We start from the raw sequence: 14,921 nt of genomic DNA on the forward strand, positions 1-14,921 counted from the left end.
TTCCGTTGTGCCCACCCTCCCCCAAGCTCTCGGCTTCGCTCGAGCAGGGGGGACCCCCATCGCCCCAGCGGAACGATTGCCCACAACGGGCGGGGTGCGGGCCCGTGAGGGGTGGGCCCGTGGGGGTGGGGCGTATGCCCACAACGTGTCTGTAAGGGCATCGCACGTGCGGGCGTAGCCTCGGTTTATGAACTCGTACGGATCCTTTCCCGGGGCCCGCCCGCGGCGGCTGCGGACGACACCTGCCATGCGCCGGATGGTGGCCGAGACCCGGCTGCATCCCGCCGACCTGATCCTGCCCGCGTTCGTGCGCGAGGGGATCACCGAGCCCGTGCCGATCCGGGCCATGCCCGGCGTCGTCCAGCACACGCGCGACACGCTGCGGAAGGCCGCCGTGGAGGCGCTGGAGGCCGGGGTCTCCGGGATCATGCTCTTCGGCGTCCCCGAGGACGACAAGAAGGACGGCGCCGGGACGGCCGGGACCGACCCCGACGGGATCCTCCAGGTCGCCATCCGGGACGTGAAGGCCGAGGTCGGCGACGACCTCGTCATCATGTCGGACCTGTGCCTCGACGAGTTCACCGACCACGGCCACTGCGGCGTCCTGGACTCCGAAGGCCGCGTCGACAACGACGCCACGCTGGAACGTTACGCCGAGATGGCCCAGGTCCAGGCCGACGCCGGCGTCCACGTCGTCGGCCCCTCCGGGATGATGGACGGGCAGGTCGGGGTCGTCCGGGACGCCCTGGACACCATCGGCAAGGAGGACGTGTCGATCCTCGCGTACACCGCGAAGTACTCCTCCGCCTTCTACGGCCCCTTCCGCGAGGCCGTCGGCTCCTCCCTCAAGGGCGACCGCAAGACCTACCAGCAGGACCCCGCCAACCTCCGCGAGTCCCTCCGCGAGCTCGCCCTCGACCTGGAGGAGGGCGCCGACATGGTGATGGTGAAGCCCGCAGGGCCGTACCTCGACGTGCTCGCCAAGGTCGCCGAATCGGTCGACGTGCCCGTCGCCGCCTACCAGATCAGCGGCGAGTACTCGATGGTCGAGGCCGCCGCCGAGAAGGGCTGGATCGACCGCGACAAGGCGATCCTGGAGACCCTCACCGGCATCCGTCGCGCCGGCGCCGGGATGATCCTCACCTACTGGGCCACCGAGGCCGCGCGCAACCTGTCCGCCGGCCGGCGCTAGTCCCACCAGAAGGTCCACACCGGGGTGTCCCGTACGGCCTTCCGGGCGTAGTCGCCCAGGGTGGCGGCGTCGCGGCTCCCCTGCGTGAGGGCGTCCGGGCAGAACGCGAAGTGCTCCGCCGCCACCGCCTCGGCCTCCTCCGGAGTCCGGGGCGGTGCCGCCACCGACACCACCAGCTGGTCGAAGGTGAGCGCCACGACCCGGGCGCCGAAACGGTCCTCCCACGAGCGCAGCACCGCGCACAGCCGCGCCACGTCGTTCTCGTGGTTCAGCGGCCCGCTCCAGCCGATCACCGCCGGTATGTCGGCGCTGCGCCGCGCCGGGACGAGGGCCGGACGCGCGTCCGCAAGCCAGAAGCCCGGCTCCGTCAGCATCTCCGCGACCGTCTCCGCCGCCCGGTCGGGATCCGTGTCCCACGGCTGCGACGGAGCCAGACCCGGCCACGCGCCCCCGGCCGTGCCGTACCCCCAGAACCCGGCCAGCACCTCCTCGGCGTCATGATCTGCCGGGTCGCTCATCCGCTCCGGCTCCAGCTCCCACCGGTCCAGGCCCCAGTCACCGCCCAGCAGGACCGGCAGCAGCCCCGCCGTCCGCGCCGCCGGGCGCAGCGCACTCCAGGCCGCCGGACCCGCCGGACCGTGCCCCGACCAGAGGTACGGGTCGTCCGCCGGCCCCGTGAGCGCCCCGGGAGGCAGGTCGAGGCCGAAGGCACGGCCGGTCGGATCGGACACGAGCCTGGGCAGCTGGTTCGGGATCATCGCCATGACGGGAACCTACGGGGCACCACTGACAACGGCCCGGGGCGAGTGGTGGGGGCGCACCGTACGGCGCACCCTGGAGAAGTAGCCGACAGGTACCTCGGTGGAGGTGGTCCTCATGATGAACACGCTTGTCGGATGGCATGTGGAGATGGAGTTCCAGGAGGAGGGTGACCGGACGCGGGCCGCGGCCATGGTCCGGCTCACCGACGGCACCGAGTTCCGGGCCCACGGCACCGCGAACCGGCACCCCTCCGACCCGGACCAGCTCCGCGTGGGCGAGGAGATCGCCGGAGCGCGTGCCCTGATGGACCTCGCCTCGCAGCTGCTGCAGAAGGCCCACAAGGAGATCGACGAGGTGTCCGGCCGGACCTCGCACGCCATCCGCTGACACGACGAAGCCCCCGGCACGATCCGTACCGGGGGCTTCGTCTTCGAGGCCTCAGAGGCGCTCGGGCGTCCGGATGCCCAGCAGGGCCATGCCCTGGTGGAGCGTGCGGGCGGTCAGGTCGCAGAGGAAGAGACGGTTCTCGACCTGCTGCGGGCTGTCCGCCTTCAGAACCGGGCACTCCGAGTAGAACGTCGTGTAGTGCGAGGCCAGCTGGTACAGGTACGCCGCGAGCTTGTGCGGCGCGTACTCCGCGGCCGTCTCGGCGATCAGCTCGCCGAAACCGTCCAGGTGCAGACCGAGCGCCCGCTCCGACGGCGCGAGGTCCAGCTCCCGGTGCGCGGCCGGCTTCGCGTCGCCCGCCTTGCGGAGGATCGACTGGATCCGCGCGTACGCGTACTGCAGGTACACGGAGGTGTCGCCGTTCAGCGACACCATCTGGTCCAGGTCGAACTTGTAGTCACGGGCCGCCGAGGTCGACAGGTCCGCGTACTTCACCGCGCCGATGCCCACCTGCGCACCACGCTCGGCGATCTCCGCCTCGTCGAGGTCCTGCGCCTTCTCGCGGACCACGGTCGAGGCGCGGTCGATCGCCTCGTCCAGCAGATCCACCAGCCGCACCGTCTCGCCCTCGCGGGTCTTGAACGGCTTGCCGTCCTTGCCCAGGACCGTGCCGAAGGCCAGCTGGACGGCCTTCACCTCGTCGTTCAGCCAGCCCGCCCGGCGGGCCGTCTCGAAGACCATCTTGAAGTGCAGCGACTGACGGGCGTCCACCACGTACAGCAGGGACGTCGCCTTCAGGTTCCGCACCCGGTCACGGATCGCCGAGAGGTCCGTCGCCGCGTAGCCGAAGCCGCCGTCGGACTTCTGCACGATCAGCGGCGTCGGGTTGCCGTCCGGGCCCTTCACGTCGTCGAAGAACACGCACAGCGCGCCCTCGGAACGGACCGCGACGCCCGACTCCTCCAGGATCCGGCAGGTCTCCACCAGCATGTCGTTGTACCCGGACTCGCCGACCACGTCGCCGTCCCGGATGTCCATGTCCAGCTTGTCGAAGACCGAGTAGAAGTAGATCTTCGACTCGTCGACGAACCGCTGCCACAGCGCCAGGGTCTCCTCGTCACCCGCCTGGAGGTCCACGACCCGGGCACGCGCCCGTGTCTTGAACTCCTCGTCGGAGTCGAACAGCGCACGCGAGGCCTTGTACAGCCGGTTGAGGTTCGACATGGCCTCCTCACCGGAGACCTCGGCCCCCGAGGAGTGGTCCAGCTCGTGCGGGTGCTCGATCAGGAACTGGATCAGCATGCCGAACTGGGTGCCCCAGTCGCCGATGTGGTGCCGCCGGACCACCGTCTCACCGGTGAACTCCAGGATCTCCACCATCGCCGCGCCGATCACCGCGGACCGCAGGTGACCGACGTGCATCTCCTTCGCCACGTTCGGCTGCGCGTAGTCGATGACCGTCGTGCCCGCCGACGCGTTGAACGGCACGCCGAGACGCGCGTCCGCGGCACGGGCCGCGAGGGTGTCGATGATCGCCGCGTCCGTCACCGTGATGTTCAGGAAGCCGGGGCCCGAGACCTCGATCTCCTTCAGGACGTCGTTGGCCGGGATCGCCTCGACGACCTTCGTCGCCAGCTCACGCGGATTGCCCTTGAGCTGCTTGGCCAGAGCCAGGATGCCGTTGGCCTGGAAGTCGGCCCGGTCGCTTCGTCGCAGCAGCGGGTCGGCGGACGCGGCGTCCGGCAGAGCCGCCGAGAGGCCGTCCGCGAGGCGCTGCTGCACGGTAGAAGCGAGGGAAGGGACCGAGGCCATGAGCTTCCGTTCCTGTTGAGTCCGTCAGGTCTAATTCGCTTGTCAAGTGTCCCATGGGAGCGCAACGTGATTTCCCCGCCTGTGGACAACCTCGGAGAGTGTTGTTCCGTCTGGGAGAATGGTTGTCGCAGGGCTGTCAGGCAGAACCTCTCAGGAAGAAGGACGTACCGACCGTGGCTCAGAGCAGCACCGAGACCGACTGGGTCTCCCGTTTCGCGGACGAGGTCATCGCCGAGTCGGAGCGACGTGCGCCTGGCAAACCGGTCGTCGTCGCCTCAGGCCTCTCCCCGTCCGGCCCGATCCACCTCGGCAACCTCCGCGAGGTCATGACCCCGCACCTGGTCGCCGACGAGATCCGCCGCCGCGGACACGAGGTCAGGCACCTCATCTCCTGGGACGACTACGACCGCTACCGCAAGGTGCCGAACGGCATCGAGGGCATCGACGCGTCCTGGGCCGAGCACATCGGCAAGCCGTTGACCTCCGTCCCGGCCCCGGCCGGCTCGCCCCACCCGAACTGGGCCGAGCACTTCAAGGCCGCCATGGTCGAGTCGCTCGCCGAGCTCGGCGTCGAGTACGACCCGATCAGCCAGACCGAGCAGTACACCGCCGGCACCTACCGCGAGCAGATCCTGCACGCGATGCGGCACCGCGGCGACATCGACGCCATCCTCGACCAGTACCGGACGAAGAAGGCGCCGAAGAAGCAGTCCCAGAAGCCCGTCGACGAGGCCGAGCTGGAGGCCGAGGAGGGCTCCGGCGCGGCCGCCGAGGACGACGGCTCCGGCGGCACCTCGGGCTACTTCCCGTACAAGCCCTACTGCGGGCAGTGCGAGAAGGACCTGACCACCGTCACCTCGTACGACGACGACACCACCGAGCTCGCCTACACCTGCGCGAACTGCGGCTTCGCCGAGACCGTCAAGCTCAGCGAGTTCAACCGCGGCAAGCTGGTGTGGAAGGTCGACTGGCCCATGCGCTGGGCCTACGAGGGCGTCATCTTCGAGCCCTCCGGCGTCGACCACTCCTCGCCCGGCTCCTCCTTCGTCGTCGGCGGCCAGATCGTCCGCGAGATCTTCGACGGCGTCCAGCCCATCGGCCCCATGTACGCCTTCGTCGGCATCAGCGGCATGGCCAAGATGTCCTCCTCGCGCGGCGGCGTGCCCACGGCCGCCGACGCGCTGAAGATCATGGAGGCCCCGCTGCTGCGCTGGCTGTACGCCCGCCGCAAGCCGAACCAGTCCTTCAAGATCGCCTTCGACCAGGAGATCCAGCGGCTCTACGACGAGTGGGACAAGCTGGAGGCCAAGGTCGCCGACGGCACCGTCCTGCCCGCCGACGCCGCCGCCCACTCCCGCGCCGCCCGCACGGCCGCCGGCGAGCTGCCCCGCACCCCGCGCCCCCTGCCGTACCGCACCCTGGCCTCGGTCATGGACATCACGGCCGGACACGACGAGCAGACCCTCCGGATCCTCACCGAGCTCGACCCCGAGAACCCGGTGGCCTCCCTCGACGAGGTCCGCCCGCGCCTGGACCGCGCCGAGAACTGGATCACCAACCAGGTCCCGGCCGACCAGCGCACCATCGTCCGCGAGGAGCCCGACACCGAGCTCCTCGGCTCCCTGGACGACGAGGGCCGCGAGTCCCTCCGCCTGCTCCTGGAGGGCCTCGACACCCACTGGTCGCTCGACGGGCTCACCACCCTCGTCTACGGCGTCCCGAAGCTCATGGCCGGCCTCGACGCCGAAGCCAAGCCGACACCGGAGCTGAAGCTCGCGCAGCGCGCGTTCTTCGCCCTGCTTTACAAGCTCCTCGTCAGCCGCGAGACCGGCCCGCGCCTGCCCACCCTCCTCCTCGCCGTCGGCGCGGAGCGGGTCAGGAAGCTCCTCGGCGCCTGACCGGCCTGACCGGCCACGACGAAAGGGCCGCCACCCGGATCCGGGTGGCGGCCCTTTCTCGCACCTGCTTCACGCACCTACGGGGTGTCCACGTCGGCCCTCGCCTGCTGCACCCGCTCCTGCGCCGCGGGCACCGTCTGCCGCAGCAGCTCGATCTCGGACTCCGGGAACTCCGGAAGGCCGTACTGCTCGGCCACCAGACGTGCCAGCTCGGCCTCGGCCGGGAACCGCTCGTGCTCCATCACGTACGAACCCATGACCTTGTACACGACGTCCTCGAACTCGTCCGCCCGAGGCTCCGGCCGCTCCACGTACTCCGGGTACTCCACGAACTCCTCCGGACCCGCCGGCGGAACATCCTCCGGACCCTGCGGCACCGGGACCGGCATGGGCTCCAGGCCCTCCACGATCTGCGGGTTGTAGCTGCCCTCGTACGACTCCGGAGACACCTGCGAGGCGTCGAACCAGTGACTCTCGTGGTTCACCGGCCCCGCCGGGGCCCCGGGCGCCACGGGACCTCCGGGAACCCCCTGAGCCTGCGCCTGCTGCGGCACCTGCGCCTGCGGCTGCGGCTGCGCCGGGACCTGCGCCGGCAACGCCGCCGGCTGGGCCTGCGCCAACGCGACCGGCTGCGCACCCGCCTCCGGCTCCGGAGGAAGCACCGCCGGCTCGATCCCCGCCGCCGCCAGACCCGCCGCCGCCGTCTCCGCCAGCGGCACCCCGTACCGCGCCAGCCGCAGCGGCATCAGCGCCTCCACCGGCGCCTTCCGCCGCCAGCCACGCCCGAAGCGCGCCTGCAGCCGGGCCTGATAGATCAGCCGCTCCTGCTCCAGCTTGATGACCTGCTCGTACGACCGCAGCTCCCACAGCTTCATCCGCCGCCACAGCCGGAACGTCGGCACCGGCGAGAGCAGCCAACGGGTGATCCGGACGCCCTCCATGTGCTTGTCCGCCGTGATGTCCGCGATCCGGCCCACCGCATGCCGCGCGGCCTCCACGGCCACCACGAACAGCACCGGGATCACCGCGTGCATCCCCACACCCAGCGGATCCGGCCACGCCGCCGCACCGTTGAACGCGATCGTCGCGGCCGTCAGCACCCACGCCGTCTGGCGCAGCAGCGGGAACGGGATCCGCAGCCACGTCAGCAGCAGGTCCAGGGCGAGCAGTACACAGATGCCCGCGTCGATGCCGATCGGGAAGAAGTACGAGAAGGTGCCGAAGCCCTTCTGCAGGGCGAGCTCGCGCACGGCGGCGTACGAACCCGCGAAACCGATCCCCGCGATGATCAGCGCACCGCCGATGACGAGGCCTATGAGTATTCGGTGTGTGCGTGTCAGCTGCATCGCGGCCACCCGCGATCCCCTCCCGTCATTGGACATCCGGCGCGCACAGAGTGGCACACGCGTGCGGAGCCCGGCCCTCGGGGGAGGGACGGGCTCCGTGCGAACGTGCCACTTCGTGCTGGTTTGTGACTACTTGTTGGCCGCCGCGACCGCCGCGACGGCCTCCTTGGCCGCCTTCACCGCGCCGTCCGTCACCGTCTTCTCCGACGGCGTCTCGGCACCCGCGTAACCGGCGCCGTTGTACGACAGCAGCACCAGCACGTTGCCCGTACGCGCCACGATCGACGTGTACACGAAGTCCTCGTCCGTCTTGCGCAGCTGGTACGTGACCGTCTTCGCCTCGTCGCCGACACCCGTGGACGACACCGTCTTCAGCTTCTTCGCGCCCGGCGTCTCCTCGATCTTGGCGAGCTCCTTCGCCAGGTTCTCGTGCGCGCGGTCCTGGCCGCTGCCGAGCGCCGCGTCGGAGTCGTACCGGTAGAAGGACACGTCCAGCCAGCGGTACTGCGAGCCCTTCACGCCCTTGTCCTCGAGACCGTTCCACGAGCAGCCGCCCCGGCTGGTCAGGTCGCTCGACGCGGCGGGCGTGCCGTTCTTCGTCTTCGCCTTGGGCACCAGGGACGCCGTCGTCTTCGCCGAGATCGACTTGCACACCTCGGGCAGCTTCGCGAACCTCGGCGGATCGACCGTCTTCGTCGACTGCGACGGCGAAGGAGTCACGGACGCCGACGCGGACGTCTTGTCCTGACCCTGCCCCTCCTTCTTCCCGGAGTCGCCGGAGTCCGAGGAGCAGCCCGCGGCGACGAGCATCACCGGGACGGCGGCGCAGGCGAGTATGCGGGTGAGTCGCGTTCGCGGAGCTGATCGCTGCATGGTTCCTTCAGTCGCTGGTCGGCCACGAGTACGCCGACACGTTACGTGGTCGCCGTCCGCTCACGGAGCGGATGCGCACCGCTACTCCTCCAGCCGGTCAGCGAGCCGACGGGCCAGATTCCGGGCCTTTTCCTGCAGTTCCGCGCTGTCCGGGGCATCGACGGAGCCCGACGTCTGCTCCCGGTAGGACACCGTCACGATGACGTTCGATGTGCGGAACACCACGCTCACGGCGCGCTGATGACCGCTCGCACCGACCGTGCTGAGCACGTCGTCGATGTACGCGATGTCCCCGAGGCCTTCGAGGACGCGCGGCTCCAGGCCCGTCGTGGCAGGGGTCGGGGTGGCCGTGGCGGAGGGGGACCCCGTCGCCGGGGCCTTGCCCGCGAGGGGGGCCGTCGCGGCCGGCGAACCGGTGGCGGAGGGCGCCCCCGAAGCGGCCCCCGTCGCCGCCCCGGACGGTGTCCCCGAGGGGGCGCCCGTCGGGGTGCCCGGAGGGGTGTCCGAGGGGGTGGGCGGGGCCGTGGGCGGCACCGGGATGCCCACGGCCAGCTGCTTGCGGACGTACACCTCCTGCGCCCGGTCGGCGTCGCTGACGGCCGCGTCGTACGACACGACCCGCTCGACGTCGAGCGAGACCCAGTGCGAGGCGTCGGGGGTGTCGGCCTTCCACGTGCAGCCGACGCGCCGGTCGGTGTCGTACGTGACGGCCGCGACGCCCCGGTACGCCTTGTCGCGCTCCGGGTCGGGCAGCTCGGAGGCGCCCGGGAGCAGGTCCCTGAGGGTGGCCTGCGGCACGGCGCCGCAGGGCTCGAAGAGGGTGCGGTAGCGGCCGGGGGGCGCGACGGTGACGGCCGGGCCGGCCTTGGCGTCGACCGCGACGTCGTCGGCGGGGGCGCCGGAGGAGCAGGCGGTGAGCCCGGCCCCCAGGCCGAGGCCGAGCGCGAGGGCTACGGCGGTACGAGCCGTGGACCCGGTGCGACCGGGTGCGTACCTCTTTCGCTGCACGGTCCCAGGCTCCCTTCACCCGAAGTCTTTCCCGAAAACTGTTTGCCGCGAGAACTCGGCCGGTGGACACAATGTCTATCGCACACGCAGCCGTTGATGCCGGTCCGCTGTCACCTGTACGGGCTTTGGCTCCGGTTTTTGCGTTATCAGACTTTTCGGGGGAATCGAGGAAGTATGTCGTACGTAGAGGTACCCGGCGCGAAAGTGCCGATCAGGATGTGGGCCGACCCCGCCTCGGTGGAGGGCGGTGCCATGCAGCAGCTGCAGAACGTGGCGACGCTGCCGTGGATCAAGGGCCTGGCCGTGATGCCGGACGTGCACTACGGCAAGGGCGCGACGGTCGGTTCGGTGATCGCGATGCAGGGGGCCGTGTGTCCGGCGGCGGTCGGCGTGGACATCGGCTGCGGCATGTCGGCGGTGAAGACGTCCCTGACGGCGAACGACCTGCCGGGCGACCTGTCCCGGCTGCGCTCGAAGATCGAGCAGGCGATCCCGGTGGGCCGGGGCCTGCACCGCGAGGCGGTGGACCCGAAGCGGCTGTACCAGTTCCCGACGGCGGGCTGGGAGGACTTCTGGTCGCGGTTCGACGGGGTGGCGGAATCAGTCAAGTTCCGTCGCGAACGAGCGGGTCAGCAGATGGGAACGCTCGGAAGTGGCAACCACATGGTCGAAGTCTGTCTCGATGAGTCGGGCTCGGTCTGGCTGATGCTGCACTCCGGATCCCGCAACATCGGCAAGGAGCTGGCCGAGCACCACATCGGAGTGGCTCAGCAGCTGCCCCACAACCAGGGGCTGGTCGACCGCGACCTGGCCGTGTTCGTCTCGGACACCCCGCAGATGGCGGACTACAGGAACGATCTGTACTGGGCGCAGGAGTACGCGAAGTACAACCGCGCGATCATGATGGCCCTCCTGAAGGAAGTCGTTCGCCGGGAGTTCCGGAAGGCGAAGGTGGCCTTCGGGACCGAGATCTCTTGCCATCACAACTACGTGGCGGAGGAGCGGTACGAGGGCATGGACCTGCTGGTCACGCGGAAGGGCGCGATCCGCGCCGGCAGTGGTGACTTCGGGATCATCCCCGGTTCGATGGGCACCAGCTCGTACATCGTGAAGGGGCTCGGCAACGAGAAGGCGTTCAACTCCGCGTCGCACGGCGCGGGGCGGCGCATGAGCAGGAGCGCGGCGAAGCGGCGCTTCACGGTGCGGGATCTGGAAGAGCAGACGCGGGGCGTCGAGTGCCGTAAGGACTCGGGCGTCGTGGACGAGATCCCGGGGGCGTACAAGCCGATCGAGCAGGTCATGGAGCAGCAGCGAGACCTCGTTGAGGTGGTCGCCAAGCTGAAGCAGTTCATCTGCGTGAAGGGCTGAGGACGGCGATGGCGCGCCGGTGAAGCGGCACCCCATCGCCGTGTCCTGCCCAGGGCTACCTGCTGGGCATGGGCGTCCGGCCGGTGCGGAGCCGCCAGAGGCGCATGAAGCAGCTCTGCTCGGTTCGGTCGAGCGCGATGGCGGCGGCGGCCGGGTCGCCGAGTCGTAGCAGCTCGCGGTCGTCTGCCGGGGACCACCGTCGGCGAGGTGGTGCGATCTTCATGTCCGCCGGCCGTACCCAGGCCTGGATCGCGGCCGCCTTGACCTTCTTGCGCTCCAGGGCGAGGCAGCCGGGGTAGTAGAGGTGCGCGGCCGGCTGGAGGGCCGCTTCCTTCGTGTAGAGGACGTTGTAGATCCCGTCCCGAGCGTTCCGCTTGATCTGGCGCTCGGCGCCGGTGACCTTCTTCGCGTAGTGGCACAGGTACGCGCCGATGGCCGTACTCGCCGTGGTGAGGGAGACGAAGGGGAGTCCTTGGCCGGTGAAGCCGACGGATCCGTCCGCGTCGATCACGCCGCGGACGTAGTCACGGCGGGAGAAGTCCACCCGAGGGGGTGTGATCTTCTTCGACTTCTTCCCGTACGGCAGACCGAGCCGGTTCAGAATCGTGCGTGCTTCCAGCGTGCTCAGGGACCAGACGGCTGAGTGGTGGCTCGCCGAGAAGTTCGTGGACCTCGTGCGTTCGGTGATGCTGCTGTTGTACGGGGTCAGGCGCTGGAAGTCGTGGAGGATGTGGATGTCCCGCGCGTTGAGCTCGACGGTCAGACTGCCCCGGTTGCGTGTCCGTTCGTTGAGGTGCCCGTCGGCCTGGATGAAGCCGAACATGTAGGCGTACTCGGGGATCTCCAGGTTCATGAACGTGGGCGCCAGGGTGCCGACGTCGAACAGCGCGGGCGCGTTAGGGTCTTGTTCAGCCATGGGAAGGTGCTCTTCCTTCTGGTGAGGCCCTCGGCCGGGACTGCAATCCCTGCCGAGGGCCGTTCTGTATGGAGTTGTCTTCGACGTTAGGTCGGGTTTTCGGGTTCTGTACGGGTGATCCAGACGCTTCACCCGGACGTGTCAGAGCTCGCGGTGGACCTTGGTGTTGGAGGCCTGGGCTCGGGGGCGGACGACCAGGAGGTCGATGTTCACGTGCGGGGGGCGGGTGCAGGCCCAGGTGATCGTGTCGGCGACGTCGTCGGCCGTGAGGGGTTCGGCCACGCCCGCGTAGACCTTGGCCGCCTTCTCCGTGTCGCCGCCGAAGCGGGTCGTGGCGAACTCGTCCGTCTTCACCATGCCGGGGGCGATCTCGATGACCCGGACCGGGGTGCCGACGATCTCCAGGCGGAGGGTCTCGGCGAGGACGCGGGCGCCGTTCTTGGCGGCGACGTAGCCGCCGCCGCCCTCGTAGGTGGAGTGGCCCGCGGTGGAGGAGAGGACGACCACCGTGCCGTCGCCGCTCGCCGTGAGGGCGGGGAGCAGGGCCTGGGTGACGTGGAGCGTGCCGAGGACGTTCACCTCGTACATCCGGCGCCAGTCCTCGGGGTCGCCGGTGGCGACGGGGTCGGCTCCGAGGGCGCCGCCGGCGTTGTTGACGAGGACGGCGAGGGTGCGGAAAGCGGTGGCGAACTCGTCGACGGCGGCCCGGTCGGTGACGTCGAGGGCGTAGGCGGTGGCCTGGTGGCCGGCTTCGTTGATCTCGGCGGCGAGGGCCTCGATGCGGTCCTTGCGGCGGGCGGTGAGGACCACGCGGTAGCCGGCGGCGGCCAGTTGCCGGGCGGTGGCGGCGCCGATTCCGCTGCTCGCTCCGGTGATGACGGCGATGGGGGTGCCGGCGGCAGTCATGACGTGCTCCTCGCGCATGTGGTCGATTGCGGGTCGATCGCCCGGCCAGGATAGGCGGGGGGTGGCCAGCGGCCGCGCGGGGCGTACATGATCACGGCCATGCCGGCGAGGCAGACGAGGGCGCCGATGACGTCCCAGCGGTCGGGGCGGTAGCCGTCGGCCGCCATGCCCCAGGCGAGGGAGCCGGCGACGAAGACGCCGCCGTAGGCGGCGAGGACGCGGCCGAACTCGGCGTCGGGCTGGAGGGTGGCGACGAAGCCGTAGACGCCGAGGGCGACGACTCCGGCGCCGATCCAGATCCAGCCGCGGTGCTCGCGGACGCCCTGCCAGACGAGCCAGGCGCCGCCGATCTCGAAGAGGGCGGCGAGGGCGAAGAGGGCGATGGAGCGGGCGTTCGACATGGGGGCAGCCTGCCATGGGACACGCGGGCCGAGGGCTTGTCAGAATATGTGACCGATTGTGGTTACTTTGTGCCTATGCGTGGATTGCGGAAGGGTGTGCTCGGGGTCGCTCTCGCGGCCGTGGTCGTGACGGGTGCGGGTGGGAGTGCCGGTGCCGTGGGGCCGGCGGCCGGGGCCGAGGCGGATCTTTCCCATCACGGGCATGTCTCCCTGTGGGACGGGAGGGTGGGCGTCTGGCTGGTCAGCGAGAACCACGGGCCGTCGGACGTCTCCCAGGCCACGGTCCGGCTGGCCTTCTCCGTGCCGATGGCGGGTGGCCCGGAGCTGCCGCCCGCCTGTCTGTGGAGCAGTGACCGGGTGGTGTCCTGCCGGACGGGTGCGCTCCGGGCGGTGGGGGGTGCCGGTGAGCTGGTGCTCGACCTGCGGACCGCGGCCTTTCCGGAGGAGATGACGGTCGAGGTCACCACGGCCTGGCGGGACGGGGTGGCCGACCTGAACCGGGGGAACGACCGGCATCGTGTGCTGGTGCTCGCCACGGGGGATCCGTACGTCTTCTGAGCCCGTCCTCCGGGCCGTCGGTCAGTTCTTCGCCCACTGGACGTATCCGTCCGGGCGGACCAGGACCACCGCCTTCTTCGCGGGGTCGGTCCAGGTGGCCCGGACGAGGTGCCGGGGGCTGACGGGGGCGGCCGTCGGCAGGGCCGGGGCCGCTCCCTCCGGGGCGATCAGGACGAACTCGCCCCGGCGGAGCTGCTCGTAGAGGCGGCCTTCGCGCAGGGGGAGGTCGGGTGCGCGGCGGCCCGAGGGGCGGCCGGTGTCCGGTGCGGGCGGGTAGGAGATGCCGATGCCGCTGATCATGCCGAGGGCGCGGGCGGAGGCGGGCCGGGTGGCGTTCAGGACGCGGACGGCGAGGGAGCGGGCCGCGCGGGTGAGCGGCGTGTGGGCCATCGCGAGGCGGACGATCGTGCCGCTGCTGCGGAGCACCATGGCGCCGACGGGGTGGCGCTCGGACTGGTAGCTGTCGAGGAGGCCTTCGGGGTCGGGCGCCTCGCCGCGGAGTACGGCGGTGAGCTTCCAGGAGAGGTTGGCGGCGTCCTGGAGGCCGGTGTTCATGCCCTGGCCGCCGGCGGGGGAGTGGACGTGGGCGGCGTCTCCGGCGAGGAAGGCCCGGCCGACGCGGTAGGCGGGGGCCTGGCGCTCGTCGCTGTGGAAGCGGGAGATCCAGCGGGGGTCGTGCATGCCGTAGTCGGTGCCGAGGGCGCGGCGGGCGATCTCGCGGACCTCGTCGAGGTCGACGGGCTCGGTGTCGGCGACCTGGCGGGTGCGGGTCCAGCCCATGACCCGGTACCAGCCGTCGCCGAAGGGGGCGAGGAAGGCGAAGGTGTCTCCGGAGCCGCTGACGCTGAACGCGTCGGTGGGTTCCTCGGCCAGGCGTACGTCGGCGAGGACGATCGAGCGGATGACGGAGCGGCCGGGGAAGGGCAGGCCGAGGGCGGTGCGGACGGAGCTGCGGACGCCGTCCGTGCCGACCAGGTAGCGGGCGCGGAGGGTGAGGGGGGTGCCGTCGGGGCCGGTGAGCCGCGCGGTGACGCCGTCGGTGTCCTGGTGCAGTCCGGTCAGCTCGGTCTCGTGGCGGAAGGTGACGCCCGCGGCGGCTGCCCGGCGCTCCAGGAGGCGCTCGACCTCGTACTGCGGGGTGACGAGCAGGTGGTTGAAGCGGGTGGGCAGCCGGGTCAGGTCCAGGTCCAGGTGGCCGAAGAGCCGGGCCGTGGTCAGGGTGGTGCCGGTGGTGAGGAGTTCGTCCGCGAGGCCGCGGGCGTCGAGCTGCTCCAGGGTGCGGGCGTGGACTCCGAAGGCGCGGGTCATGTTGCCGAGGGTGGCCGGGCGGCGTTCGACGAGGGTGACGTCGATGCCGGCGGTGGCGAGGTCTCCGGCGAGCAGGAGGCCGGTGGGGCCCGCGCCGATGACGAGTACGTCCGTGTCCGTGGTGCTCATGGCTGCCTCCAGGGTGCCCACGACCGTTTGCCAACGGTTGTTGGTCAACGCTTGTTG

The 14,921-nt window shown here is 70.6% G+C and carries 13 protein-coding genes and 1 pseudogene; 5 read left to right on the top strand and 9 right to left on the bottom strand.

Annotation, left to right across the window (positions count from 1 at the left end; all coding sequences use genetic code 11):
* Positions 1-187: 187 nt before the first annotated feature.
* The gene (gene hemB, locus ACFV2S_RS32845) at positions 188-1,192 is read left to right on the top strand and encodes a porphobilinogen synthase (protein ID WP_385567674.1); all 1,005 of its coding nucleotides are present in this window, start codon (positions 188-190) and stop codon (positions 1,190-1,192) included.
* Here hemB and ACFV2S_RS32850 read toward each other — a convergent pair.
* Positions 1,189-1,956 carry a DUF4253 domain-containing protein gene (locus ACFV2S_RS32850; RefSeq protein WP_385567677.1) on the bottom strand — a complete coding sequence of 256 codons (768 nt, stop codon included), beginning with the start codon at positions 1,954-1,956 and terminating at the stop codon, positions 1,189-1,191. The two genes, hemB and ACFV2S_RS32850, sit on opposite strands and share 4 nt — an antisense overlap.
* A gap of 115 nt (positions 1,957-2,071) precedes the next feature.
* On the opposite strand from ACFV2S_RS32850, the gene ACFV2S_RS32855 reads away from it, so the two are divergent.
* The gene (locus tag ACFV2S_RS32855) at positions 2,072-2,341 is read left to right on the top strand and encodes a DUF1876 domain-containing protein (RefSeq protein WP_382864132.1); all 270 of its coding nucleotides are present in this window, start codon (positions 2,072-2,074) and stop codon (positions 2,339-2,341) included.
* Positions 2,342-2,392: 51 nt separating this feature from the next.
* Here ACFV2S_RS32855 and argS read toward each other — a convergent pair whose 3' ends face one another.
* Positions 2,393-4,153, bottom strand: coding sequence for an arginine--tRNA ligase (gene argS / locus ACFV2S_RS32860; RefSeq protein WP_385567680.1), 1,761 nt, complete (start codon positions 4,151-4,153; stop codon positions 2,393-2,395).
* A 173-nt stretch (positions 4,154-4,326) separates the two neighbouring features.
* Between argS and lysS the strand changes: the two genes are divergently transcribed.
* Positions 4,327-6,051, top strand: a complete 1,725-nt coding sequence (lysS, locus tag ACFV2S_RS32865) for a lysine--tRNA ligase (protein WP_385567684.1) — start codon at positions 4,327-4,329, stop codon at positions 6,049-6,051.
* Positions 6,052-6,128: 77 nt separating this feature from the next.
* Here the strand turns inward: lysS and ACFV2S_RS32870 are convergent, their stop codons facing one another.
* The 3 genes from ACFV2S_RS32870 to ACFV2S_RS32880 all read right to left on the bottom strand — a co-directional run bounded on the left by ACFV2S_RS32870 (position 6,129) and on the right by ACFV2S_RS32880 (position 9,278).
* Positions 6,129-7,406, bottom strand: coding sequence for a DUF2637 domain-containing protein (locus ACFV2S_RS32870; protein ID WP_385567688.1), 1,278 nt, complete (start codon positions 7,404-7,406; stop codon positions 6,129-6,131).
* A gap of 120 nt (positions 7,407-7,526) precedes the next feature.
* Positions 7,527-8,270, bottom strand: coding sequence for a DUF3558 domain-containing protein (locus ACFV2S_RS32875; RefSeq protein WP_385567693.1), 744 nt, complete (start codon positions 8,268-8,270; stop codon positions 7,527-7,529).
* Between the two features lie 81 nt (positions 8,271-8,351).
* On the bottom strand, positions 8,352-9,278 hold the full coding sequence (locus ACFV2S_RS32880) for a DUF3558 domain-containing protein (RefSeq protein ID WP_385567697.1): 927 nt from the start codon (positions 9,276-9,278) through the stop codon (positions 8,352-8,354).
* A 174-nt stretch (positions 9,279-9,452) separates the two neighbouring features.
* On the opposite strand from ACFV2S_RS32880, the gene ACFV2S_RS32885 reads away from it, so the two are divergent.
* A complete protein-coding gene (locus tag ACFV2S_RS32885) occupies positions 9,453-10,646 on the top strand; it encodes an RtcB family protein (RefSeq protein WP_385567701.1) in 1,194 nt (397 codons plus the stop codon).
* Between the two features lie 55 nt (positions 10,647-10,701).
* Here the strand turns inward: ACFV2S_RS32885 and ACFV2S_RS32890 are convergent, their stop codons facing one another.
* The 3 genes and pseudogenes from ACFV2S_RS32890 to ACFV2S_RS32900 form a co-directional block, all read right to left on the bottom strand.
* The gene (locus ACFV2S_RS32890; RefSeq protein WP_385567705.1) at positions 10,702-11,562 is read right to left on the bottom strand and encodes a hypothetical protein; all 861 of its coding nucleotides are present in this window, start codon (positions 11,560-11,562) and stop codon (positions 10,702-10,704) included.
* Between the two features lie 141 nt (positions 11,563-11,703).
* On the bottom strand, positions 11,704-12,468 hold the full coding sequence (locus ACFV2S_RS32895) for an SDR family NAD(P)-dependent oxidoreductase (protein ID WP_385567709.1): 765 nt from the start codon (positions 12,466-12,468) through the stop codon (positions 11,704-11,706).
* Positions 12,469-12,539: 71 nt separating this feature from the next.
* Positions 12,540-12,869: pseudogene (locus ACFV2S_RS32900) on the bottom strand (YnfA family protein); the annotation flags it as partial.
* A gap of 225 nt (positions 12,870-13,094) precedes the next feature.
* Between ACFV2S_RS32900 and ACFV2S_RS32905 the strand changes: the two are divergent.
* Positions 13,095-13,427 carry a hypothetical protein gene (locus tag ACFV2S_RS32905; RefSeq protein WP_385567713.1) on the top strand — a complete coding sequence of 111 codons (333 nt, stop codon included), beginning with the start codon at positions 13,095-13,097 and terminating at the stop codon, positions 13,425-13,427.
* A 21-nt stretch (positions 13,428-13,448) separates the two neighbouring features.
* On the opposite strand, the gene ACFV2S_RS32910 is transcribed toward ACFV2S_RS32905, so the two are convergent.
* Positions 13,449-14,864 carry an FAD-dependent oxidoreductase gene (locus tag ACFV2S_RS32910; RefSeq protein WP_385567717.1) on the bottom strand — a complete coding sequence of 472 codons (1,416 nt, stop codon included), beginning with the start codon at positions 14,862-14,864 and terminating at the stop codon, positions 13,449-13,451.
* Positions 14,865-14,921 lie beyond the last annotated feature (57 nt).

The sequence above is a fragment of the Streptomyces sp. NPDC059695 genome (genome assembly GCF_042733785.1).
Lineage (GTDB): Bacteria > Actinomycetota > Actinomycetes > Streptomycetales > Streptomycetaceae > Streptomyces.